Raw genomic sequence first — 23,892 nt, 5'->3', positions numbered from 1 at the left:
TGTGTTCCGTGATGGGGCTGATTCTAGCCGGAACTTTAGACGAACTGCGCGGCGGCGTAAGCGGAAGCCCAGGCCCACTGGAAATTGAAGCCGCCGAGGTGGCCGCTGACGTCAAGCACCTCGCCGATGAAGTACAGCCCTGGGCTTTTCAGCGACTCCAGGGTCTTGGACGACACCTCGCGGGTGTCGACACCGCCGAGGGTCACTTCGGCGGTGCGGTAGCCCTCGGTCCCGGCCGGCACCAACTGCCAGTTCCCGAGTTTTTCCGCGACCTGCGCCAGTTCGGCCGGGGTGTACTGCTTCATCGGTTTGGAGGCGAACCAGTGGTCGGCCAGCAAGTTGGCCATCTTCTTGGTGAAGATTTCACCGAGCAGGGTTTTCAATTCGCTGTTGGGCCGCTCGGCCTGTTGCTGTTGCAGCCAGGACAGGGCGTCGTGGTCCGGCAGCAGGTTGATTTCGACGGTGTCGCCGGCTTCCCAGAACGAGGAAATCTGCAGGATCGCCGGGCCGCTGAGGCCGCGGTGAGTGAACAGCAGGTTTTCCCTGAAGCTTGTGCCGTTGCAACTGGCGATGCAGTCCACCGAGGTGCCGGACAGCTCGGTGCACAGCGCCTTGAGCTGGTCGGTGATGGTGAACGGCACCAGCCCGGCGCGGGTCGGCAGCACGTTGTGGCCGAACTGGCGGGCCACCTGGTAGCCGAAGCCGGTGGCGCCCAGGGTCGGAATCGACAGGCCGCCGGTGGCGATCACCAGCGACTGGCACTGGAACGGGCCGGCGCTGGTTTGCAGCAGGTAGCCGGCTTCCAGTTTCTCGATGTGTTCGATGCGGGTGTCCATGCGCAGGGTGGCGCCGGCGTTGTCGCACTCGTCGAGGAGCATTTGCAGGATGTCGCTGGACTTGTTGTCGCAGAAAAGCTGGCCGAGTTTTTTCTCGTGATAGGGCACGCCGTGCTTGGCGACCATCTCGATGAAGTCCCACTGGGTGTAGCGGGCCAGGGCCGACTTGCAGAAGTGCGGGTTCTGCGAGAGGAAGTTGGCCGGCTCGGTGTACATATTGGTGAAGTTGCAGCGGCCGCCGCCGGACATGAGGATCTTCTTGCCCGGTTTGTTGGCGTGGTCCAGCAGCACGACCCGGCGGCCGCGCAAGGCGGCGGTGCGGGCGCACATCAGGCCGGCGGCGCCGGCGCCGATGATGATGACATCGGTGGAGTGCATGGGTGTTCTCTGAAAATCGCGAGCAAGCTCGCTCCTACAGGGATCGTGCAAGCTTCGCCGTTGCAGGAGCGAGCTTGCTCGCGATCAGGTCCTGGGTGGTTTAGATGATCCGGACCTTGAGCGACCGACCCTTGATCTTGCCGCTGTTCAGCCGTTGCAGCGCCTGCTTGGCCACGCCGCGCTCCACCGCCACATAGGCCTGGAAGTCGAAGATGGCGATCTTGCCGACCTGCTTGCCCGGAACCCCGGCATCGCCGGTCAATGCACCGAGGATGTCGCCCGGACGCAGTTTGTCCTTGCGTCCGGCGGCGATGCACAGGGTGCTCATCACTGGCACCAGCGGTTCGCCGGCCTTGGCCTTGAGGCTGTCGAGCTGTTCCCAGCGCAGCGGGGCTTTTTGCAGCACTTCGATGGCCTTGGCGCGATGGCCTTCGGCAGGCGCGACGAGGCTGACCGCCAGGCCCTTCTCGCCAGCACGGCCGGTACGGCCGACGCGGTGCACGTGGATCTCGGCATCACGGGCCAGCTCGACGTTGATCACCATGTCCAGCGCATCGATGTCCAGGCCGCGGGCCGCCACATCAGTGGCTACCAGCACCGAGAGGCTGCGGTTGGCGAACACGGTCAGGACCTGATCGCGGTCGCGCTGTTCCAGGTCGCCGTGGAGGGCTTCGGCGGAGATGCCTTTGGATTGCAGGTGATCGACCACTTCCTGGCACTGCTGCTTGGTGAAGCAGAACGCCACGCACGATTCCGGCCGGAAGTGCCCCAGCACACGGGTGACCGCGTTCATACGGTCTTCAGGATCGACTTCGTAGAAATGCTGCTCGATCTGGCTGTCGGCGTGCAGCGTGTCGACCTTGACCTGCTGCGGGTTGCGCATGAAGGCGGCGGACAGTTGCTTGATGCCACTCGGGTAGGTGGCGGAGAACAGCAGGGTCTGCCGGCGCTCGGGGGTCTGCCCGATGATCTGGGCGATGGCGTCGTAGAAGCCCATGTCGAGCATGCGGTCGGCTTCGTCCAGCACCAGGGTGTTGAGCCCGTCCAGCACCAGGGTGCCTTTGCTCAGGTGCTGCTGCACCCGGCCCGGCGTGCCGACGATGATGTGCGCGCCATGTTCCAGCGAAGCAATCTGCGGGCCGAGGGAGACGCCACCGCACAGGGTGAGGATCTTGATGTTGTCTTCGGAGCGGGCCAGGCGGCGCAGCTCCTTGGCAACCTGGTCGGCCAGTTCGCGGGTCGGGCACAGGACCAGTGCCTGACAGCCGAAATAGCGCGGGTTGATCGGGTTCAGCAGGCCGATGCCGAAGGCGGCGGTCTTGCCACTGCCGGTCTTGGCCTGGGCAATCAGGTCCATGCCCTTGAGGATGACCGGCAGGCTCTGGGCTTGGATCGGGGTCATCTCGGCATAGCCGAGGGCGTCCAGGTTGGCCAGCATGGCGTTGGACAGCGGCAAGGTGGCGAAGGCGGTGGCAATGGTGGTCACGAGGCGGGCCTGCAAAACAAAATGTCGCGCAGTGTACCAGCCTCGTGGCCATTCGCCCTAAGGCTCGATCCCCGCTTCCTGACGAGGCGCACGCCGTCCATCCGTCTTCGCCAGTTGCAGGAAGATCGCCGCGGCGAGCATCGCCATCAGGCCGATGGTGACGAAGGTGAGCTGGAACGCACCCAGCGTGGTTTCCACGCCTTCCGCGCTGCCGGCGGCGGTAAAGCCGCCGAGCAGGGCACCGGCACAGGCCACGCCCAGGCTCAACGACAGTTGCGCGACCACCGACAGCAAACTGTTGCCGCTGCTGGCGCTGGCGTCGTCGAGGTCGATCAGAGTCACGGTGTTCATCGCGGTGAACTGCATGGAGTTGATCGCCCCGAGCACGCCGAGCTGCACCAGCAGCAGGGCATGGGGCGTCTGTTCGTTCACCAGGCCCAGGCTCGCCAGCATCAGCCCGAGCAACAGGGTGTTGGCGGTGAGAATGGTGCGGTAGCCGAAGCGCTCGATCAGTGGCCGGGCGATGGACTTGGCCAGCATCGCCGCCGCCGCCAGCGGGATCATGCTCATCCCCGCTTCGGCCGGCGAGTAGCCCAGCGCCACTTGCAGCAGCAGCGGTACGAGGAACGGCAGCGCGCCGCTGCCCAGGCGGGCGAACAGGTTGCCGAGAATACCCACCGAGAAGGTCCGGGTGCGGAACAGGCTGGGCGAGAACAGCGGATTGTCAACGCTGCCGGCGCGCAGCCAGTAGGCGGCGAGGCAGGCCATGCCGGCGAACAGCAGCAACATCACCCGCAGGTGCGGCAGGTGCAGCTCGCCCAGGCCTTCCATGGCGATGGTGATCAGCACCATTGCCGCGCCGAACAGGATGAAGCCGACGCCGTCGAAGCGGGTGCGTTCCGAGCCGCGCAGGTCCGGGATGTACTTCCACACCGCATAGCAGCCGATCACGCCCACCGGCAGGTTGAGCAGGAAGATCCAGTGCCAACTGAAAATCTCCACCAGCCAGCCGCCCACGGTCGGGCCGAGCAGCGGGCCGAGCATGCCGGGGATGGTGATGAAGCTCATGATCCGCACCAGCTCCGAACGCGGGTAGGCGCGCAACACCACCAGCCGCCCGACCGGCAGCATCAAGGCGCCGCCGAGGCCCTGGATGACCCGGGCGCCCACCAGCATGCCGAGGCTGCTGGAAAGGGCGCAGAGCAGCGAGCCGATGCTGAACAGCAGGATCGCGCCGAAGAAAATGTGCTTGGTGCCGAAGCGGTCGGCGAGCCAGCCGGAGGCGGGAATCAGCAGGGCCACGGTGAGCATGTAGGCGATGATCACCGACTGCATGCGTAGCGGGTTTTCCGCCAGGTCCCGGGCCATCGCCGGCAGGGCGGTGTTGAGGATGGTGCCGTCGAGTGACTGCATGAAAAAGGCGATCGCCACCACCCAGGGAATCCAGCGGGCGGTGACGGGGTCCAGCGGGGTGCGTTCGGGCATGGGTAATCCTTAGCCGGCCTTGGGGGCCGCTAAAGCGGCCCCAACAATCACAACGTCAACGTCAGCCGTTTGACCAACGCCCCCGGCAGATGATTCGACCCGGTCTGCCGCTGGCCATAGGTGCTGGTGGACAGCATCAGCTCACGCTCCTGGGTCAGGGCTTCCAGTTGCGTACCCAGCAAACTGTAGACGCTGTCGTCAAAGCGCATGGTGCTGACCGGCGCGTGGATCTGCCCGTCTTCGACCCAGAAACAGGCGAAGCGGGTAAGACCGGTCATTCGCGCCGCCGGCAGGTCGGAGTAGTTCAAGTACCACAGGTTGCTGATGTACAGCCCGGTGCCCAGTTGCGCCAGCACATCGGCCTCGGCCAGCTCGCCGCCGGCCATGCTCAGGGCGCTCGGTGATTCCCACGGATCGGCCCCATTGGCCTGGCGCTGGAACTCGGCGGCGCTGCGCGCGTTGGTCAGTTGTTCAAGGGCTCGGCCCTGATCGATCAGGCGCAGGTCGCTGCGCGGGTAGCCTTCCTCGGAAAATGCCGGGCTGAGGGAGCCGCTGACCTGTTCCGCCAGGTTCACCAGCGGGCTGAGGCTGGCCTCGCCGCTGTACAGCCGTTGCAGCGGGCTGTGCTTGTTGGCGATCGACTGTGCGGAAAAACCACCCCAGCCGAGCATGCCGACGATTTCTTCGAGGGCGGCGGGGGCGAGGTAGGCGCGGTACTGGCCGGGCGCCAGGGTTTTCAAAGGGCGGCCGAGGTAGTCGAGTTGCTCGCGGGCCTGGGCCAGGCGCCGGGCGAACAGTTCGTCGTCCCACACTTGCCCGGCGTAGTTGGCTTTGACCGCCTGGCCGTTGGTGTGGAACAGGCTCCAGTCGAAGTTGAAACTGTTGGCCTGGTGCCAGCCGAACGCGCCGGACGAACTGGCGAAACCGCGACAGATCGGCCCGGCGGCATAGATGCCGACGAGGTCGAGGTCACCGGCACCGGCTTCAATCTGCTTCAGCACGCTGGCGCTGTCGGGCAGCGGCTGTTCCTGTTGGTCGTGACTTTCCCAGGCGCTGTCGTTGAGCAGCAGGTACGGGTCGGGCGGGATCAGCGGCAGTGTCTGGCGTAACTGGGCCAGGGCCTCGCCGAGGCGTTGGCGGTCGATGTCGGCGTCGCCGCTGAGGGTCAGGTTCAGTTCGGCCTGGCGGCCGTCGGCGATCAATTTCAGGCTGGCGCTGGACTGGTGCACGTCACCGGCCTGACGCACCCGCGCGTGGTTGAAGCGGATGAACTGCGAATGCTCGCCGGCATAGCTCAGGGTGAACTGCTCCGGCGCGTTGACGTTGTCGCGTAGCCAAGCGACCAGCGCCTGGAAATTCTGCAGGAAGCTGGCGGCCATCAGGCGTCTCCTCCGAATACATCGATCTGGCTGAACACGCAGGCCGGCGAGGCGTGACCGACGCGCACCACCTGGTTCGGCTCGCCTTTGCCGCAGTTCGGCGTGCCTAGAACCTGGAAGGTGCTGGCGTCGCCGACGGCACTCAGGTTGCGCCAGAAGCCCGAGGAAATACCGCGGTAATTGGGGTTCTTCACCACGCCCTTGAGCTCGCCGTTTTCGATCAGTTGGCCCCACTCGCAGCCGAACTGGAACTTGTTGCGTGCGTCGTCGATGGACCAGGAGCGGTTGGTGCGCATCAGGATGCCGCGCTCGATGCCGCCGATCAGTTGCGCCAGGGATTGGTCCCCCGGCTCGATATTGAGGTTGGCCATGCGGTCGATCGGCGCGCGGTTCCAGCCGCAGGCGCGGCTGTTGGCGACGCCTTCGAGGCCCGAGCGGAACTGCGACAGCGCACCGCCGAGCGGGCGCAGCAGCAGGCCGTCGCGGATCAGGAACTGCTTGAGCGCCGGGGTGCCGTCGTCGTCATGACCGTAGCTGGCCAGCTCTTCGCGGATGTCCGGGTCGAAGGTCACGTTGAGCAGTTTCGAGCCGTATTGCAGGTGGCCGAAGTCGCTGGCTTTGACGAAGCTGGTGCCGGCGTAGTTGCGCTCGTCGCCGAGGATGCGGTCCATCTCCAGCGGGTGGCCGATGGATTCGTGGATCTGCAGCATCATTTGGTCGGGCATCAGCAGCAGGTCGCGCACGCCGCTGGGGGTGTTGGGCGCCAGCAGCAGTTGCAGCGCCTCGTCGGCGACCCGGGCGCCGGCGCCCACCAGGCCGCAACGCTGGATCACGTCCAGGCCGCCCTGTTGGCCGAAGTTCTCGCGGCCGAGGGTGCGGGTCTGGCTGTCGCCGTCGCCGAACGCGGTGACGCTGAGGCCCGGGAAAATGAAGCGCTGGGCCTGGCGCAGCTCGGCGCCGGCACTGTTGAGGTAAATCTGCTCGACGGTGGTCAGGCCGAGGCTGACCTGCCAGTTGGCCAGTCGCTCATCCGCCGGCACCGCCGCCGATTCCTGGTTGAGCAGGTCATAGCAATCGCCGAGCGATGGGAAGGCCTGTTCAAGGTTGGGCGAGCAATAGTCGGCGCGGGCGGTGGCGATGGATTGATCGCGCAAGTCCAGCAGCGCGTGAGCGGCGGTCTGCCGGGCCAAGGCTTCGGCCCGATCGAGGGCCTGTTGCAGGCCGGCCTGGGACAGGTCGGCGGTGGCGGCGTAGGCTTCGACGCCGCTGACGCGGACGGTGAGCATGGCGCCTTCATCGCGGTCCAGGCTTGGCGGCTCGGCGATGTTCTTGCGCACCGACAGGTGTTGCTGGGACTGCTGCACATAGCGCAGGGAGAAAAACTCGCCGCCGCAGCGCAGGCTTGCGAAGCGCTGGCGCAGCGGCGCGGTGAAATCGAACATGCGCGGAACTCCGGGTGCCGGTGGTTCCCCCTCAGAACCACTCGTCTTGCATGCTCAGGCAGGTGTCATCGCGGGCCTCGAGCAATGCGAGGTCATTATGGCAGGGCGGTACTTCCCAGGTGAGGAAAAACCTCGCCGCCTGCAATTTGCCCTGATAGAAGTCGCGGTCCGCCGGGTTGCCCGCGGCCAGCCCCTGTTCGGCGCGAATAGCCTGTTCCAGCCAGCGCCAGCCGACCACGCAGTGACCGAAGGCTTTCAGGTACAGCGCCGAGTTGGCCAGGGCGCTGTTGACCTTGCCGCTCGCCAGGTCGCCGAGCAGGCCGAGGGTGACGCCCTGCAGGCGGGTCAGCAGTTGTTCCAGCGGTTGGCGCAGATTGTCCAGGTCCGGGTACTGATGAGCGCGCTCGCAGGTTCCGGCAATCAGCCGCACCAGTTGCTTGAGCCCGGCGCCGCCGTTCTGCGCCAGCTTGCGCCCGAGCAGGTCGAGGGACTGGATGCCGTGGGTGCCTTCGTGAATCGGGTTCAGGCGGTTGTCGCGGTAGTACTGCTCCACCGGGTATTCGCGGGTGTAGCCGTGGCCGCCGAGAATCTGGATCGCCAGCTCGTTGGCCTTGAGGCAGAACTCCGATGGCCAGGATTTGACGATGGGTGTGAGCAGGTCCAGCAGTTCCTGGGCCTGTTGGCGCGCTTCGGGGCTTTCGGCGGTGTGGCTGTCGTCGAACAGCCGCGCGGCGTACAGGCCCAGGTCGAAGGCACCTTCCACGTAGGCTTTCTGCGTCAGCAGCATGCGTTTCACATCGCTGTGGGCAATGATCGGCACCGCGGCGGTGGACGGGTCTTTATTGTCCGGCAGCCGGCCTTGCGGACGCTGGCGGGCATAGTCGAGGGAATACAGGTAGCCGGCGTAGCCGAGCATCACCGCGCCCATGCCGACGCCGATCCGCGCCTCGTTCATCATCTGGAACATGCACGCCAGGCCCTGATGCGGCTTGCCCACCAGATAACCGACACAGTTGCCGTTATCGCCGAAGTTCAACGCGGTGGACGTAGTGCCGCGCCAGCCCATCTTGTGGAACAGGCCGGCGAGGGTCACATCGTTGCGCCCCCCGAGGCTGCCATCCGGATTGACCAGGAACTTGGGCACGATAAACAGCGAAATGCCCTTCACCCCGGCCGGAGCGTCCGGCAGCTTGGCCAGGACCATATGCACGATGTTTTCCGACAACGGATGGTCGCCACCGGAAATGAAAATCTTGTTGCCGCGCAGGCGATAGCTGCCGTCGCCAGCAGGTTCAGCGCGGGTTCGAATATCCGCCAGGGATGAGCCGGCGTGGGGTTCGGTCAGCGCCATGGTGCCGAAGAAGCGACCGTCGATCATCGGCTGCAGGAACAGGCGCTTCTGCTCCTCGGTGCCGAAACTCTCGATCAGGTTCGCCGCGCCCATGGTCAGGAACGGATACGCCGTGGTCCCGGCGTTGGCCGCCTGGAAGTGGGCGAAACAGGCTTGCGAGAGCAGGGTCGGCAGTTGCATGCCGCCCGCTTCGAAATCGCGATTGGCGTTAAGGAAGCCGGCCTCGAGGAAGGCATCCACCGCCGGTTTCACCTCGGGAATCAGCACCGCCTCGCCGTTCTCGTAGCGCGGCTCGTTCTCGTCGCCCTTGCGGTTGTGCGGCGCGAAATACTTCTCAGCGATGCTGCGCGCGGTGGACAGCGCCGCATCGAACGTCTCGCGACTGTGCTCGGCGAAGCGCTCGCGGCGGGTCAGGGACTCGGCATCGAGCACTTCATAGAGTTCGAAGGCGAGGTTGCGGGCGCTGAGCAGGGTTTCGGTCATGGCGGCCATTCCTTGTTCGGGGATGGGGCGAGTCTAGGCAGGCGGGGGGAGGGTGCACAGGGAAATAGGTGTGGGTGATGGTGGAGTAGAAGAGAGGCTACAGACGCTTGGGCTGAAAGCTTCTTCGGATAGGAAATGTCTGTATTTGAGGAGGGACCCGGACTGCATACTTTTGGGGGCCTCAGTATCTGAGGCGCTGAACATTTTTCTTGGGCGTCTTTGGCTTTCCTCGTCGCACACCTGTAGGGCCCGTTCAGCTTTGTAGTCCCGCTCCTATCCGTTGTCGGAATCATCGCTCTTCTAGTCGAGAGCGAGCCGGCATCCTGGAATCGTGCATACGCGGTTTCATGGGCCGTCTCCAGTACGGCGGTCCTGCGCATGTCCACAAGCAACTTTTCCCCTTCTCAACCGGCACAGCCCGCGTTTTTCGTGGTTGCGGTGCCAAAGTTGATCGTCATGACGCTTTTCACGCTCGGGCTTTATTGGTTGTTCTGGTCGTTGCGCAACTGGGACCTTTACCGAAATTCCAGTGATCGCAGGGTCATGTTTCTGCCCCGTGTTTTGCTTCCGGAGTTGTTCCTTTATTCACTGTTGCACCGGGTAGATCGACGGATTCGTGCGTCGGGGCGTAGCTATCGGTGGTCACCATGGTGGCTGACTTTTGGAGTGCTGCTAATGGGCATATCCAGTCTTTGCCTGTGGATGGCGGTACTGCCACTCCCTGAACTTGCGTCTGCTGTGTTGGTGACAGTAGTGCTGTTTCATGTGTTTCAGTGCAGGGTTCAGCGGGCAATCAACTTTTGCGAGGGCGATCCGGAAGGGGCGGGAAATGCGCAATTAACGGTGATCAACTGGCTTTGGATATTGATCGTTAGTTCAGGGTGGCTGGTACTGGGTGGGTTGCCTGGTGAGGACGGGGGACTTTTCGAGGAAGAAGCCGCGTAGTCACGTTCTCGAGTGCGATCTTCGAGGGGAGTCAAACTCGCGCTCCACTAGGGCCGGCAACGGTTAAATGATGCTCGCTGTTACTCTTTGGATGTTTATTTTCATGGCGTTTGCAATGAGTTTATCGATCGCTTACGGGTAGCGGCACTGGCTCCAGTTGATCGTCCAAAACAAAACAGGGCGGGTTTCGCGTCACTCTCGATAGAGTCCGCAAAACCCGCCCTGCTTCGTTTCCTTCCGGCTATCAGCCGATAGTCATCAAGCTGGCGTTACCACCCGCCGCAGCGGTGTTCACGCTCAGCGCGCGCTCGATCACCAGGCGCTCCAGGGCGACGGCGGTTTCACCCGACGACAGGCCGTGAACCCCGACGATCGCACCGGCACGCTTGGCCACCTGCTCGCAGACGCCGCGCAGTTGGTCCGAGTCGCCGTGATGCAGGACGGCGTCGAACGCCACTTCATCCTTGTTCCAGTCCGCTACCAGCTTGATGCGGGCCTGGACTTCCTTCGGCAGGCGGGCGCGCAGGGACTTGCCCGGCTCGCCATCGACCACTACCGCCGAGCTGCCCACGGCCAATACCGCGGCCAACTGGATCAGCAGGTCGGCTTCGCTGTCGGCCAGGCATAGCACATGCTCGCGCGGCAGGATGGTGTAGCTGTTGCGTTCGCCGGTCGGGCCGGCCAGCAGGCGCGTGATACCACTCTGGGACTGACGGGCGAACTGTTCGCAGAGTTGCACCACATCGTTTTGCTGGCTGCTCGCGGCCCAGGCCTTGAAGGCCTCCAGCGGCTTGAGCAGGCTTTCGCGCAGACGGCTGTCCGGCGGGGTGCCGGCATCGCCGCGTTGGAACGACTGTTCGATGGCATCGGCCGGGCGGGTCGACAGCAGGCGGTACAGGTACAGCGGGCCACCGGCTTTCGGGCCGGTGCCGGACAGGCCTTCGCCGCCGAACGGCTGAACGCCGACCACGGCACCGACGATGTTGCGGTTGACGTAGACGTTACCGGCGTTGACGTTGTCGATCACCTTGGCGATGGTCTCGTCGATGCGGGTGTGCACGCCGAGGGTCAGGCCGTAGCCGGAGGCGTTGATCTGTTCGATCAACTGGTCGAGGTTCTTGCGGTTGTAGCGCACCACGTGCAGCACCGGACCGAAGATCTCGCGTTGCAGCTCGTCGAGGCTGTCCAGCTCGATCAGGGTCGGCATGACGAAGGTGCCACGCTTGGTTTCCGTGCCATCGGCGATGGCCACCTGGTACACCGAGCGACCTTTGTCGCGCAGGGCCTGGATGTGTTTCTCGATGCCGGCCTTGGCTTCGGCGTCGATCACCGGGCCAATGTCCACGGACAGGCGCTCCGGGTTGCCCAAGCGGCTTTCGGCCATGGCACCCTTGAGCATTTCGATGACGCGGTCGGCGGAATCTTCCTGCAAGCACAGTACGCGCAGGGCCGAGCAACGCTGGCCGGCGCTGTCGAAGGCCGAGGACACCACGTCGATCACAACCTGCTCGGTCAGTGCCGAGGAGTCGACGATCATGGCGTTCTGGCCGCCGGTTTCGGCGATCAGCGGGATCGGACGGCCCTGGTTATCCAGGCGACCGGCGACGTTGCGTTGCAACAGGCGGGCAACTTCGGTGGAACCGGTGAACATCACACCTTTGACGCGCTCGTCACCGACCAGGCGGGCACCGACGGTTTCACCGCGGCCCGGCAGCAGTTGCACCACGCCTTCCGGAATACCGGCTTCGAGCAGCAGACGCACGGCCTGGGCCGCGATCAACGGGGTTTGCTCGGCCGGCTTGGCCAGTACCGGGTTGCCGGCGGCGAGGGCGGCAGCCACCTGGCCACTGAAGATCGCCAGCGGGAAGTTCCACGGGCTGATGCAAACCACCGGGCCCAGTGGGCGGTGGGCGTCGTTGCTGAAATCGTTACGCGCCTGCACTGCGTAGTAGCGCAGGAAATCGACGGCTTCGCGCACTTCGGCGATGGCGTTGGCGTAGGTCTTGCCCGCTTCGCGGACCAGCAGGCCCATCAGCGGCTGGATCTCGGCTTCCATCAGGTCGGCGGCGCGCTCGAGGATCGCAGCACGCTCGGCCGGCGGGGTCGCCTGCCAGATCGGCCCGGCATTGAGGGCGCACTGGATGGCATTGTCGACGTCGCCGACAGTGGCTTCCTGAACATGCCCGACCACGTCACGGTGGTCGGACGGGTTGAGAACCGGCGCGGCTGCTTCTTCACTGGCGGCGCAACCGAGCATCGGCGCGGCTTTCCAGGCGGTGTGGGCGCTGGCCAGCAGGGCGCAGGACAGCGAGGCCAGACGGTGTTCGTTGGCCATGTCGATGCCGCTGGAGTTGGCCCGCTCGCTGCCGTACAAATCGCGCGGCAGTGGAATGCGCGGGTGCGGCAGGCCGACGCTGCCTTCCTGGGTGGCGCTGCGTTCAATGGTGGCGACCGGGTCGGCGACCAGTTCCTGGATCGAGATCGACTGGTCGGCGATACGGTTGACGAACGAGGTGTTGGCACCGTTTTCCAGCAGGCGGCGAACCAGATAAGCCAGCAGGGTTTCGTGGGTGCCGACCGGTGCGTACACGCGGCACGGACGGTTCAGCTTGCCATCGGCGACCTTGCCCACGACTTGTTCGTACAGCGGCTCACCCATACCGTGCAGGCACTGGAATTCGTACTGGCCCGGGTAATAGTTCTGGCCGGCGATATGGTAGATGGCCGACAGGGTATGGGCGTTGTGGGTGGCGAACTGCGGGTAGATGACTTCCGGCACCGACAGCAGCTTGCGCGCGCAGGCGATGTAGGAAACGTCGGTGTACACCTTGCGGGTATAGACCGGATAGCCTTCCAGGCCGTCGACCTGGGCGCGCTTGATCTCGCTGTCCCAGTAGGCGCCCTTCACCAGGCGGATCATCAGGCGATGGCGGCTGCGGCGGGCGAGGTCGATGACGTAGTCGATCACATACGGGCAGCGCTTTTGGTACGCCTGGATGACGAAGCCGATACCGTTCCAGCCGCTCAGTTGCGGCTCGAAGCACAGGCGTTCGAGCAGGTCGAGCGACAGTTCCAGGCGGTCGGCTTCCTCGGCGTCGATGTTCAGGCCGATGTCGTATTGCTTGGCCAGCAGGGTCAGCGACAGCAGGCGCGGGTACAACTCGTCCATCACGCGCTCGTATTGGGCGCGGCTGTAGCGTGGGTGCAGGGCGGACAGCTTGATGGAGATGCCCGGGCCTTCATAGATGCCGCGGCCGTGGGAGGCTTTGCCGATGGAGTGGATGGCCTGCTCGTAGGACGCCAGGTACTTCTGCGCGTCGTGTTCGGTCAGTGCGGCTTCGCCGAGCATGTCGTAGGAATAGCGGAAGCCCTTGGCTTCGAACTTGCTGGCGTTGGCCAGGGCTTCGGCGATGGTTTCGCCGGTGACGAACTGCTCGCCCATCAGGCGCATGGCCATGTCGACGCCCTTGCGGATCATCGGTTCGCCGCTCTTGCCGATGATGCGGCTGAGGGACGAGGTGAGGCCGGATTCGTTGTGGGTCGAGACCAGCTTGCCGGTCAGCAACAGGCCCCAGGTGGCGGCGTTGACGAACAGCGACGGGCTGTTGCCCAGGTGCGGCTGCCAGTTGCCGGTGCTGATCTTGTCGCGGATCAGCGCGTCGCGCGTGCCTTTGTCGGGGATGCGCAACAGGGCTTCGGCCAGGCACATCAGCGCCACGCCTTCCTGCGACGACAGGGAAAATTCCTGCAGCAGGCCCTGAACGATACCGGCGCGGCCGCCGGCGCTCTTCTGGTTACGCAGTTTTTCCGCGATGCCAGCGGCCAGCTTGTTGGTGGCTTCGGCCATCGGCACCGGCAGGCGGGCCTGCTCCAGCAGCATCGGTACCACTTCCTGCTCGGGGCGGCGGTAGGCGGAGGTGATCGAGGCGCGCAGAACGGACTGCGGCAGGATGCTTTCGGCGAATTCGAGGAAGCACTGATGGACATGATCGGGCTGCACGTCGCCCGCGTCGTCGGCAAGCGTGCCCGGCTGACCGTTGAGCTCGGTCAGAGTGGCGCCACCCTCCAGCTTCTCCAGGTAATTGAAGATCGCTTGCTTGATCAACCAATGCGGTGTGCGGTCGATGGACTGCGCAGCTGCTTTGAGTCGCTCACGGGTCGGGTCGTCGAGTTTGACCCCAAGGGTGGTCGTCGCCATTTCTTATCCTCGTTATTGCCACTGGGCCGTGGCTAAGCTGGCGCCAAGATTATCCGTGCCGCTTTCCGGGTGCAACCTAGTGCAACCCAAAAACGTCATGAAAGAAGTGCAACTCGTCTGGCGGGTAAAACCACACGACAAAAAAGGCTTTATAGGGTGCGTTTTCTTCTGAGATCGGCTGTTCTTGCGCCAAAAAGGAGCAAAAACACGTTGTAGTGTGATTTTTCCGACGAGGTGCAACTGGTTGCGTGAAAACGGTTGCACCTCGTTTGCGTTGTTGCATAGCATTCGCGGCCTGGGTGCAACCTCGTCAGGGGCTGTCACTACATAAAAACAAACGCCAGGGCGCAATACATGACTAGCAATCCCATCACGATTACGTTCGTGATCTACATCGCGGCAATGGTGCTGATCGGCTTCATGGCCTATCGCTCCACCAAGAACCTTTCCGACTACATCCTCGGTGGCCGCAGCCTCGGCAGCGTGGTGACCGCGCTTTCCGCCGGCGCCTCGGACATGAGCGGCTGGCTGCTGATGGGCCTGCCGGGCGCCATCTATATGTCGGGCCTGTCGGAAGCCTGGATCGCCATCGGCCTGACCGTCGGTGCCTACCTCAACTGGCTGTTCGTCGCCGGTCGCCTGCGGGTCCAGACCGAGCACAACGGCGATGCGCTGACCCTGCCGGACTACTTCGCCAGCCGTTTCGAAGACCATAGCGGCCTGCTGCGGATCATCTCCGCCGTGGTCATCCTGGTGTTCTTCACCATCTATTGCGCATCCGGCATCGTCGCCGGTGCCCGCCTGTTCGAAAGCACCTTCGGCATGTCCTACGAGACAGCGCTGTGGGCCGGTGCTGCCGCGACCATCGCCTACACCTTCGTCGGTGGTTTCCTGGCGGTGAGCTGGACTGACACCGTGCAGGCTTCGCTGATGATCTTCGCATTGATCCTGACGCCGATCTTCGTGCTGCTCGCCACCGGCGGCGTCGATACCACCTTCCTTGCCATCGAAGCGCAGAACCCTGCCAACTTCGACATGTTCCGCGACGCCAGCTTCATCGGCATCATCTCGCTGATGGGTTGGGGCCTGGGCTACTTCGGCCAGCCGCACATCCTGGCGCGTTTCATGGCGGCTGACTCGGTGAAGTCGATCGCCAAAGCCCGTCGTATCTCCATGACCTGGATGATCCTGTGCCTGGCCGGCACCTGCGCCGTGGGCTTCTTCGGTATCGCCTACTTCGCGGCGCATCCGGAAGTGGCAGCCCCCGTTACCGAGAACCGCGAGCGTGTGTTCATCGAGCTGGCCAAGCTCCTGTTCAACCCGTGGATCGCCGGTGTTCTGCTGTCCGCCATCCTGGCGGCGGTCATGAGCACTCTGAGCTGCCAGTTGCTGGTGTGCTCGAGCGCCCTGACCGAAGACTTCTACAAGACCTTCCTGCGCAAGAATGCCTCGCAGGTTGAGCTGGTATGGGTCGGTCGTCTGATGGTGCTGGCGGTTGCGCTGATCGCCATCGCCCTGGCCGCTGATCCGGACAACCGCGTCCTGGGCCTGGTTGCCTACGCCTGGGCCGGCTTCGGTGCCGCCTTCGGTCCGGTGGTGCTGCTCTCGGTGCTGTGGAAAGGCATGACCCGCAATGGTGCGCTGGCCGGTATCGTGGTCGGTGCGTTGACGGTGATCCTGTGGAAGAACTACAGCGGTACCAGCCTGTACGAAATCATCCCAGGCTTCCTGTTTGCCACCCTCGCCATCGTGCTGGTGAGCAAGGTGGGCCGTGCTTCGAAGAGCATGGTTTCGCGGTTCGAGAAAGCCGACGCGGACTACCACGCCAACAAGTAACCTGCGCTGACATCGTTGCTTGAGACGGCCCGCATCTCTCCCGAGGTGCGGGCCGTTGTCGTTTCGGCGGGCGCAACCTGACGGCGCGGGCCCGACAAGGTAAACTTCCCGGCCCTCCCAGGAGTTGCCATGAACTATCGTCACGCCTTCCACGCCGGCAACCACGCCGACGTCTTCAAGCACATCGTGCTGACCCGTCTGATTGCCCTGATGTCGCGCAAGGAGCAGCCTTTCGCCTATCTCGACACCCACGCCGGCCTTGGCCTGTATGACCTGCAGGGTGACCAGGCAACCCGCACCGGCGAATGGGTCGAAGGCATCGGCCGACTCTGGGGGCGCGACGACCTGCCGGCCATCACCGAGGATTACCTGCGTATCGTGCGCAAGCTCAATCCCGACGGCGAACTGCGCTACTACCCGGGCTCGCCCGAGCTGGCGCGGCGCATGGCGCGGCAGCAGGACCGGGTGTTGCTCAACGAGAAACATCCCGAAGACGGCGCCCTGCTCAAGGACAACATGAAGAAGGACCCGCGTGTCGCCGTGCACCTGGGCGAAGGCTGGCATGTGCCGCGGGCGTTGCTGCCGGTGCAGGAAAAGCGCGCGGTGATGCTGATCGACCCGCCGTTCGAGAAGCCTGACGAGCTGAAACGCTGCACCAACGCGATGAAAGAGACGATCGGCCGCATGCGGCAGACCGTCGCGGCGATCTGGTACCCGATCAAGGATCAGCGCCAGTTGGTGCGTTACTACCAGGACCTGACCAGCACCGGTGCGCCAAAGCTGCTGCGTGTCGAGCTGTACGTGCACCCGCAGGACACCCCGCAAAGCCTGAACGGCTCGGGCCTGGCTATCGCCAACCCGCCGTGGGGGCTGGAAGAGGAGTTGCGTGAGTTGCTGCCATGGCTGGCGCAGTGCCTGGGGCAGACAGGCGGAAGTTGGCGGATGGATTGGTTGATCGCCGAGTGATTCCGGCCTCTCGCGGGGTCCAGAGCGGGCCCTGCAGCAACCCTCCTATTGCCCCCTCGCTTTGCGTTATAATCCCGCCCTTTCGCCGCCGCCAGCCCGATGAGGCCGCAGCGCATTTTTACCGAATAAAGAGGCTAGACCCTTGGCATTGACGATTCTTGGCCTGTCCGGCGCCCTTAGCCATGATCCTTCCGCGGCCCTGTACATCGACGGCAAGCTGATTGCCGCCGCTGAAGAAGAGCGCTTCGTGCGCGACAAACATGCAAAGAACCGCATGCCCTATGAATCGGCGAAGTTCTGTCTGGAGCAGGCTGGCATCAAGCCTTCCGACGTCGATGTGGTCGCGATCCCGTTCGCGCCCATCAGCCTGTTCGGCAAGGCTCGCTGGCACTATGCCAAACGCTACTGGTATGCCCCGGACCGCGCCCTCGACGCGATCCTGATGGGCAACCGTCGCTACAAGCGCTACCGCAAGAAGATCGTCTGGTGCCTGGAGCAACTGGGCTTCGATCCGAAGAAGATCAAGATCGAGCCGGTCGAGCACCACCTGGCGCACGCCTCCAGTGCCTACCATTGCTCGGGCTTCAAGGAAAAGACCGCGATCCTCGGTATCGACGGCAAGGGCGAGTACGCCACCACCTTCTTCGGCTATGGCGAGAACGGCAAGATCCACAAGATCAAGGAATTCTTCGATCCGGATTCGCTGGGTGGCCTGTACGGTGCGATCACCGAGTTCCTCGGTTTCGAAATGCTCGACGGCGAGTTCAAGGTCATGGGCATGGCGCCGTACGGCGATGCCAGCAAATATGACTTCTCGCGCCTGGCCAGCTTCGAAAATGGCGAATTGGTGATCAACACCGAGTACGCCAACGTCATCGGCCTGCGTCGCTATAAAGAGAAGGGCAAGGGCTTCTACTTCACGCCGAAGCTGATCGAGTGGCTGGGTCCGAAGCGCGAAGGCGACATCGCCGACGAGCCGTACATCCACTACGCCGCCAGCATGCAGGCGCTGTTCGAGAAGCTGGCGCTGCAGATGATCGACCACTACCTGGGCGACGTCCTCAAGGAAACCGGCAAGCTTGCCTTCGCCGGCGGCTGTGCGCTGAACGTCAAGCTGAACCAGAAAATCATCGCCCGCCCGGACCTCAAAGAGCTGTTCGTCCAGCCGGCGTCCGGCGATGCCGGCACCGCAGTTGGCGCCGCAGCCTATGTTTCCCACGCCCGTGGCGTGCCGGTGGAGAAGATGGAACACGTCTATCTCGGCCCAGCGTACTCCAACGAAGATGTCATCGCCGCCTGCGCCCGTCACCCAAGTGCACCGAAATGGCGCAAGATCGACGACATGCCGGAGCGCATCGCCCAGATCATGGTCGATGGCAACCCGGTGGCCTGGTTCCAGGGCCGCATGGAGTTCGGCCCGCGTGCCCTTGGTGGTCGTTCGATCATCGGCTGCCCGAGCGTGCCGGGTGTGGCCAACCGGATCAACGAACAGATCAAGTTCCGCGAGCGCTGGAGGCCTTTCTGCCCGTCCATGCTCGACACCGTCGGCCCGCAGATGATCAAGGTCGATCACCCGGCGCCGTTCATGACCTTCACCTTCGAAGTTTCGGAGGAGTGGAAAACCCGCGTGCCGGAAGTCGTCCATGAAGACGGTACTTCCCGTGCCCAGGTGCTCAAGCGCGAGTACAACCCGCGTTACTACGACATGATGAAAGCGCTGGAAACACTGACGGGTAACGGCGTATCGCTGAACACCTCGCTCAACCGCCGTGGCGAGCCGATGATCTGCTCGCCGACCGACGCGTTGAACATGTTCTTCGGCTCCGACCTGCAGTACCTGATCATGGAAGACATCCTGGTCGTGAAGGACGGCGCGAAAGCCTATGACACGCTCGACTGACAAGCGTGTCCTGCAGTTCTGCCATGGCTACGACGGGCCCTTTCTCGATTGCGCCCGTCAGTACGCCAGCCTGTTCGTCGGCAGTGGCTACAAGGTCACTACGGTATTTCTCACTGGCAAGGCCGACGCCCAGGTGGCATCGGGCTGCGCCAGTGACGAAGTGTTGTTTCTCGAATTCAGCTCCAGTGCCATTCGTGGCCTGAAGCTGGGTGCGATTCGTGCGTTGCGGCGCATTGCCGCCGCGCGCGACTTCAGCTTCTGCATCGCCCATCGCTTCAAGCCTATCTATATCACCCTGCTGGCCACGCGCCTGCCGGTCATTGGCGTGCATCACGCCTTCGATGACTACAAGCGCGGCAGCCGGCAACTGTTCGCCAATCTGTTCAGCAAGCGCCTGAGCCTGTTGGGTGTTTCCGACGCGGTGCGTGACGATATGCGCCGCTGCCTGCCGAAATGGCCGGCCGAGCGGATCCAGACCTTATACAACCGTATTGATATCGAGGCCCTGCAGGGGGCGCTGGTGCCGGCCGCCGAAGCCCGCGTCGCGCTGAAGCTGGACCCGCAAGCCTGGATCGTCGGCAACGTCGGCCGGCTTCACCCTGACAAGGACCAGGTGACCTTGTTGCGCGGTTTTGCCCAGGCCCTGCCGAGTCTGCCGGCGGGGGCGCGACTGGCGATCCTCGGCAAGGGACGCTTGGAAAGTTCGCTCAAGGCGCTGGCCGCCGAGCTGGGCATTGCTGCCCAGGTAGACTTCCTCGGTCAGGTGCCTGATGCCAGGCGCTACTTCGCCGCGTTCGACACGTTCGCCCTGAGCTCGGACCACGAGCCGTTCGGCATGGTCCTGCTGGAAGCCATGGTGGCAGGTGCGCCGGTGGCAGCGACGGCGTGTGGCGGTGCTGTCGAAGTGGTGGAAGGTGTCGGTGTGCTGTTCCCGCTAGGGGATGCCACGGCGCTGGCCCAGGCGCTGCAAGTGCTCGCGCAGATGACTGACGAGCAACGCCAGGAGTGCCAGGCGCGCATGCTTCAACGGTTGCGCGAGCGATTCTCCGACGAGGCGGTACGCGAGGTGTTCTGGCGCCTGCCTCATGTCGTTGCGCTGACTGCGGAGGCTTGATGCTCAATCGACTTCAAGGCTGGCGTGAGCGCGGCTGGAGCGTTGTCGACGCTCAGACTTACGAACAGGCCTGGGCGCGCTTCGGCGGCAGCGTCGCGACACACCCGCTGGTGGTCGCACAGCTCGCCGAAATGTCCGAAATCCCGGTGCGTTACCTGGCCTGGCAAAAATCCGGCGAGACCAAAGCTGCGATTCCGGTCTGGGGGCGTCACCTGGCTTTGTCCAAGGACGTCCTTAAACGCCACGGCAAAAAAGGTCTCTTTGACCTCGGCAACGCCGAGACCATCCTTCCCGCCGCAGCCGACGCCCAGGCCCCGCTACGGCATGCCGGGCGCTACCTGTCGGAACTGAATCAGGGGCGTTTCAGCACACTTAAGCCACAGGCCGAATCGCTGGCCATGGCGCGGCAGCCGGAAGACCTGTCAAAAAAATTCCGTTACAACCAACGCCGCGAACTGCGCCTGCTGGAAGAGGCGGGTGGTGTGGTGCGGCCGATCCAGGATTTCGACAGCGCTGAAATCGCCGCGATGTACTGCGACCTGTTCCTGCGTCGCTGGACCTTCCCGGCCACCGGTGCCGAGCGCATGGCGGAAGTCATCGAGCGGCTGCGGTCGCTGTTGATCGGTTCGGTGGTGTTTCTCAATGATGCGCCGATTGCCATTCAGCTGGTGTACAGGGTTGAAGCGCCAGAATGGATCAGTGTGGAATACGTCAACGGCGGTGTTGACCCACAGACCCGCGAATTCAGTCCGGGCAGCGTACTCAGCTTCCTCAATACCCAGAGTGCCTGGGAGGATGCCCGTGCACGCAACAAGCCGTTGCGTTTCTCCTTTGGCCGTTCTGACCGCGAGTACAAGGACCGATGGTGCAACCCCGTGCCGGTGTTCCAGGTGTGAACCGCAAACAGCAGTTGCTCAAACGGCACCGCCGCAACAAGCGAATGGGCCTGTTGCTCGGTCTGCTATTGCTGGTCGTGGTTGGCGTGCTGGTGGCCTGGTGGTTGCCGCTGCTGCTGGCGGTGGTCGCCTGGGTGGCGCATGAGGCGTGGTTTGCCGATCACCTGTTTTACTCTCCGGCCAGCGATTACGACTACCGTATCGACGCCGACGAGCGCCATGCATTGACTCTGAATCAAGGGCGTCTGAGCTTGCCATCGGGCTGTCAGTTGCAGGCGGGCGACACGCTGGTGCTCAAGGTGAGTTTGCGGGCTGGCTTTCTGGGGCGCTTTCTTGATCCTGCGGTGAAGATTCGCGGCGACGAAGAGGACTGCCAGGCGTTCGAGCGCGGTGTGGCCGGTGTCCGCTACCTGAACCTGACGGGTCAGCATCTTGCGCTGAACGAGGGCCAGCTCTGGTTGGGCGGGCAGCACTGCCGGCTGGATGATCAGACCGAGCTGTTTGTCTGTCGCCACCCCGACTATCTGGCCGGGCCGCTGCTGGTCATTGCGCCGCATGCCGACGATGCCGAACTGGCTGCCTTCGCCACTTATAGTGGGGCGCAGGAAAGCTGGATCGTCACCCTGACCGCCGGTGAGATCGAGACCGAACATTACCGCGACATGGGCCTTGAGCCGGTTGCTGCCGCCCGTCTCAAGGGCCAGCTTCGCGCCTGGGACAGCATCAGCGTGCCGCTGTGGGCGGGGGTGCCGCAGGAGCGCTGCGTGCAACTCGGCTACTTCTGTCTGCAACTGCCTGCGATGAAGGCCGAGCCGGAAAAAGCCGTTGGCTCCCGTGAAGCGGATCTGCTGGATACCCGCCTGTTTCGGCGTTTCAACAACCTGTCACTGACCAGCGACGCAGATGGCACGCCCTCCTGGCGCAACCTGATCCAGGATCTGTGCGAACTGATCGAGCGGATTCGCCCGTTGACCATCGTGCTGCCCGAGCCACTCCTCGATCCTCATCCCGACCACATCTGCGCCCGTGACGCGCTGATCGAAGCGTTGACGCGGACCGACTGGCAGCCACGCTGGCTGTTGCATTACGCCAATCATCTTCACGACAACGATCGCTGGCCGATGGGCAATGCCGGTAGCGGCGTGGCGCTGCCACCGCATTTTGACGGCGAGGCGCCGATGAGGCCCTGGGCCCATGCCGTGACTTCGCAACAGCAGTGGCAAAAGGCTATGTCGTTGGGCATGATGCACGACCTTCAACCCAGCCCCCCGTTCAAGCGGCGTTTGCGGCGAGTGTTCCAGCATTATCTGGCCGCCCGAAGATGGCCTGCCTTTGGCGAAAACGAGTTCTTCCGCAAGGCCGTACGCCGGCATGAACTCTTCTGGGTCAACGCCACGGCCGACAAGAGAGAGCAACGGTGAAAGTCCTTTTCCTGGTTCAGAAAGATCAGCGCGCGATTCTCGATCGTCTCTACGACGGCATCGCGGCTGAGTGCGAATGCGATACCCGCTGGCTTACCGATGCCGAGCAGGACAACTTGCGCAAGTACTTCCGGGAGCATGTGAAGGTCGAGGACTACGATCGGATTCTGTTCTTCCTGCGTTTCAAGAAGGAAATTCGACAGGTCAACTTCATCCGTACCTTGCCTAACCTGGTGATTCTGGAGCACGACGCCTACCAGAATTACATCCCATGCAAGTACACCGGCAAGTTCAGCGAGTATTACCGAAATCTGCCGTGGGCGAGGGTTATCACGTCCGGGGCAGTGGTGACTCGCCGCCTGTGTGATGAAGGCTTCGACGCGGTGTTCATTCCCAAGGGCTACGATCAGGCCCTGTTGAGCAATGAACAGCGTGAGCGTGATATCGAACTGGCGTTTGTCGGTAGCCTGCGCAGCGTGGCCTATTCCGGGCGCAAGGCGATGCTCGAGTCGATCGCGGCAGTCGAAAACCTGCTCATCACCCGTACCAAGTCGGGTGAGGAATACAGGGAAACCCTGAGCCGAATCCGTTTCTTCGTCAGTGCCGATGTCGGTATGGGCGAGTACATGATCAAGAACTTCGAGGCCATGGCGTGCGGTTGCGTGCTGTTCGCCTTCGACCAGGGCGAGGAAGAAAACCGCGCGCTTGGTTTCGTCGATCTGCACAACATTGTGCTGTACCGGGATCTCGAAGAGTTTCGCGAGAAGTTGCGGTACATGCGCGAGCAGCCCGAACTGGCCCTGACAATATCGCGCAACGGCCAGTTGCTGGCCGAGCAGCGCTTCACATTCCATGCGTTGGGCAAGGCCATCGTCGATGCCATGCGTCCCCCGTTGCGCCCGCATGTGGCGCCGGGCTGGTGGAACAAATTGCGCAACGTCGTCGGCCTGTAAGGCCGTTCAATCGTTTTTACCGAGGAAGAATGACAATGGTCTTCAGCGAGAGCAGTGAGATCACCTTGATGGTGACCAGCTGTGGTCGGTTCGACCTGTTGAAGCGTACGCTCGAAACTTTCGACCGCTTCAACACGGCTCCCATTCGCGAGGTGTTCATCACCGAAGACTCGGGTGACGAAGCCGTGCGCGATTGCATCCCGGCCGGTTGGCGGGAGCACACCACGTTCATCGTCAACAAACCCAAGCTGGGCCAGATGCGCTCGATCGACGCCGCTTACGCGCAGATCAAGACGTTCTGGGTGTTCCATTGCGAGGACGACTGGGACTTCTACCGTCCGTGCTTCATCGAGGACTCGCAAGTTCTGCTGGAAGCTGACCCGCAAGCCCTGCAGGTGTGGCTGCGCAGTTTCAACCACGACCTTCAGGTGCACAGCCCGTACGTCTTTCTCAATGAGCGGCAACTGGTACAGGGCATCCCGTTCTATCAGTTGGGCTCGGAAAAGGCCGACTGGCAGGGGTTTTCGTTCAACCCGGGGCTGCGTCGCCTGGCGGATTACCAGCAGCATGCCCCCTATGCTGCGCACTCTGGCGAAAAGAGCCTTTCCCGCTTGTACGCAGCGGAAAACCGCTATGCATTGATTCTGGAAAATGATGCGGTGTTGCACACCGGATTTGGAGAGCATGTCGAATTGCCGCAAGAGCGCGTCAACAAACTTCGACGTAAACGCAGGGATCGCATCAAGCTCATAGGCAGCGTTGCCGTTGGGGTGGTGATAGGTTTTCTGATTAACGCTGTTTTGTGAGGTCAAGTGTGGGAAGC

16 protein-coding genes are annotated in these 23,892 nt (G+C 63.3%); 9 read left to right on the top strand and 7 right to left on the bottom strand.

All coding sequences use genetic code 11. The annotated features are described in order from the left end of the window. Nucleotides 1-35: 35 nt before the first annotated feature. The 6 genes from NTD88_RS21315 to NTD88_RS21290 all read right to left on the bottom strand — a co-directional run bounded on the left by NTD88_RS21315 (nt 36) and on the right by NTD88_RS21290 (nt 8,840). Nucleotides 36-1,214 (bottom strand): NAD(P)/FAD-dependent oxidoreductase, encoded by a 1,179-nt coding sequence (locus NTD88_RS21315; RefSeq protein WP_262153481.1) that lies wholly within the window; start codon nt 1,212-1,214, stop codon nt 36-38. Between the two features lie 100 nt (nt 1,215-1,314). Next, complete coding sequence (dbpA, locus tag NTD88_RS21310; protein ID WP_262153496.1) at nt 1,315-2,652, bottom strand: ATP-dependent RNA helicase DbpA; 1,338 nt, start codon at nt 2,650-2,652, stop codon at nt 1,315-1,317. Between the two features lie 105 nt (nt 2,653-2,757). Continuing rightward, the gene (mdtD, locus tag NTD88_RS21305; protein WP_095155896.1) at nt 2,758-4,185 is read right to left on the bottom strand and encodes a multidrug transporter subunit MdtD; all 1,428 of its coding nucleotides are present in this window, start codon (nt 4,183-4,185) and stop codon (nt 2,758-2,760) included. Nucleotides 4,186-4,232: 47 nt separating this feature from the next. Next, nucleotides 4,233-5,564 carry a TldD/PmbA family protein gene (locus NTD88_RS21300; protein WP_262153482.1) on the bottom strand — a complete coding sequence of 444 codons (1,332 nt, stop codon included), beginning with the start codon at nt 5,562-5,564 and terminating at the stop codon, nt 4,233-4,235. Next, the gene (locus tag NTD88_RS21295; protein ID WP_262153483.1) at nt 5,564-7,006 is read right to left on the bottom strand and encodes a TldD/PmbA family protein; all 1,443 of its coding nucleotides are present in this window, start codon (nt 7,004-7,006) and stop codon (nt 5,564-5,566) included. The genes NTD88_RS21300 and NTD88_RS21295 overlap by 1 nt, the downstream gene beginning before the upstream one ends. A 31-nt stretch (nt 7,007-7,037) precedes the next feature. Further along, complete coding sequence (locus NTD88_RS21290) at nt 7,038-8,840, bottom strand: acyl-CoA dehydrogenase (protein WP_262153484.1); 1,803 nt, start codon at nt 8,838-8,840, stop codon at nt 7,038-7,040. A gap of 378 nt (nt 8,841-9,218) precedes the next feature. Between NTD88_RS21290 and NTD88_RS21285 the strand changes: the two genes are divergently transcribed. Further along, nucleotides 9,219-9,785, top strand: a complete 567-nt coding sequence (locus NTD88_RS21285) for a hypothetical protein (protein ID WP_143501990.1) — start codon at nt 9,219-9,221, stop codon at nt 9,783-9,785. A gap of 244 nt (nt 9,786-10,029) precedes the next feature. Here the strand turns inward: NTD88_RS21285 and putA are convergent, their stop codons facing one another. After that, entirely contained in the window at nt 10,030-13,983 is a 3,954-nt protein-coding gene (gene putA / locus NTD88_RS21280) for a trifunctional transcriptional regulator/proline dehydrogenase/L-glutamate gamma-semialdehyde dehydrogenase (protein ID WP_262153485.1), read from the bottom strand. A 354-nt stretch (nt 13,984-14,337) separates the two neighbouring features. Between putA and putP the strand changes: the two genes are divergently transcribed. From putP to NTD88_RS21240, 8 genes are all read left to right on the top strand, one after another. Further along, entirely contained in the window at nt 14,338-15,819 is a 1,482-nt protein-coding gene (gene putP / locus NTD88_RS21275) for a sodium/proline symporter PutP (protein ID WP_095155902.1), read from the top strand. A 129-nt stretch (nt 15,820-15,948) separates the two neighbouring features. Continuing rightward, entirely contained in the window at nt 15,949-16,785 is an 837-nt protein-coding gene (locus tag NTD88_RS21270) for a 23S rRNA (adenine(2030)-N(6))-methyltransferase RlmJ (RefSeq protein ID WP_095155903.1), read from the top strand. 142 nt (nt 16,786-16,927) lie between these two features. Beyond that, nucleotides 16,928-18,685 (top strand): carbamoyltransferase, encoded by a 1,758-nt coding sequence (locus NTD88_RS21265; RefSeq protein ID WP_095155904.1) that lies wholly within the window; start codon nt 16,928-16,930, stop codon nt 18,683-18,685. Next, on the top strand, nt 18,669-19,799 hold the full coding sequence (locus NTD88_RS21260; protein WP_262153486.1) for a glycosyltransferase: 1,131 nt from the start codon (nt 18,669-18,671) through the stop codon (nt 19,797-19,799). Before NTD88_RS21265 ends, NTD88_RS21260 begins: the two co-directional genes overlap by 17 nt. Beyond that, entirely contained in the window at nt 19,799-20,695 is an 897-nt protein-coding gene (locus NTD88_RS21255; protein WP_262153487.1) for an antimicrobial resistance protein Mig-14, read from the top strand. Before NTD88_RS21260 ends, NTD88_RS21255 begins: the two co-directional genes overlap by 1 nt. Next, nucleotides 20,692-22,116, top strand: coding sequence for a PIG-L deacetylase family protein (locus NTD88_RS21250; protein ID WP_262153488.1), 1,425 nt, complete (start codon nt 20,692-20,694; stop codon nt 22,114-22,116). The genes NTD88_RS21255 and NTD88_RS21250 overlap by 4 nt, the downstream gene beginning before the upstream one ends. Beyond that, on the top strand, nt 22,113-23,069 hold the full coding sequence (locus NTD88_RS21245) for a glycosyltransferase (RefSeq protein WP_262129890.1): 957 nt from the start codon (nt 22,113-22,115) through the stop codon (nt 23,067-23,069). Before NTD88_RS21250 ends, NTD88_RS21245 begins: the two co-directional genes overlap by 4 nt. A 35-nt stretch (nt 23,070-23,104) precedes the next feature. Then, the gene (locus NTD88_RS21240; protein ID WP_262153489.1) at nt 23,105-23,875 is read left to right on the top strand and encodes a glycosyltransferase family 2 protein; all 771 of its coding nucleotides are present in this window, start codon (nt 23,105-23,107) and stop codon (nt 23,873-23,875) included. The last annotated feature ends 17 nt before the right edge of the window (nt 23,876-23,892 follow it).

This window comes from Pseudomonas sp. 20P_3.2_Bac5 (assembly GCF_025466035.1).
In the GTDB taxonomy this organism is placed as follows: Bacteria; Pseudomonadota; Gammaproteobacteria; order Pseudomonadales; family Pseudomonadaceae; genus Aquipseudomonas.
Note: the sequence above shows the minus strand (reverse complement) of the source record. Positions and strands in the feature narration are given on the sequence as shown.

Coding starts and splice junctions, on each gene's coding strand:
- NTD88_RS21315 (WP_262153481.1), bottom strand. CDS start 1,214: ATGCACTCCACCGATGTCATCATCATCGGCGCCGGCGCCGCCGGCCTG.
- dbpA (WP_262153496.1), bottom strand. CDS start 2,652: ATGCTGGCCAACCTGGACGCCCTCGGCTATGCCGAGATGACCCCGATC.
- mdtD (WP_095155896.1), bottom strand. CDS start 4,185: ATGCCCGAACGCACCCCGCTGGACCCCGTCACCGCCCGCTGGATTCCC.
- NTD88_RS21300 (WP_262153482.1), bottom strand. CDS start 5,564: ATGGCCGCCAGCTTCCTGCAGAATTTCCAGGCGCTGGTCGCTTGGCTA.
- NTD88_RS21295 (WP_262153483.1), bottom strand. CDS start 7,006: ATGTTCGATTTCACCGCGCCGCTGCGCCAGCGCTTCGCAAGCCTGCGC.
- NTD88_RS21290 (WP_262153484.1), bottom strand. CDS start 8,840: ATGACCGAAACCCTGCTCAGCGCCCGCAACCTCGCCTTCGAACTCTAT.
- NTD88_RS21285 (WP_143501990.1), top strand. CDS start 9,219: ATGTCCACAAGCAACTTTTCCCCTTCTCAACCGGCACAGCCCGCGTTT.
- putA (WP_262153485.1), bottom strand. CDS start 13,983: ATGGCGACGACCACCCTTGGGGTCAAACTCGACGACCCGACCCGTGAG.
- putP (WP_095155902.1), top strand. CDS start 14,338: ATGACTAGCAATCCCATCACGATTACGTTCGTGATCTACATCGCGGCA.
- NTD88_RS21270 (WP_095155903.1), top strand. CDS start 15,949: ATGAACTATCGTCACGCCTTCCACGCCGGCAACCACGCCGACGTCTTC.
- NTD88_RS21260 (WP_262153486.1), top strand. CDS start 18,669: ATGACACGCTCGACTGACAAGCGTGTCCTGCAGTTCTGCCATGGCTAC.
- NTD88_RS21255 (WP_262153487.1), top strand. CDS start 19,799: ATGCTCAATCGACTTCAAGGCTGGCGTGAGCGCGGCTGGAGCGTTGTC.
- NTD88_RS21240 (WP_262153489.1), top strand. CDS start 23,105: ATGGTCTTCAGCGAGAGCAGTGAGATCACCTTGATGGTGACCAGCTGT.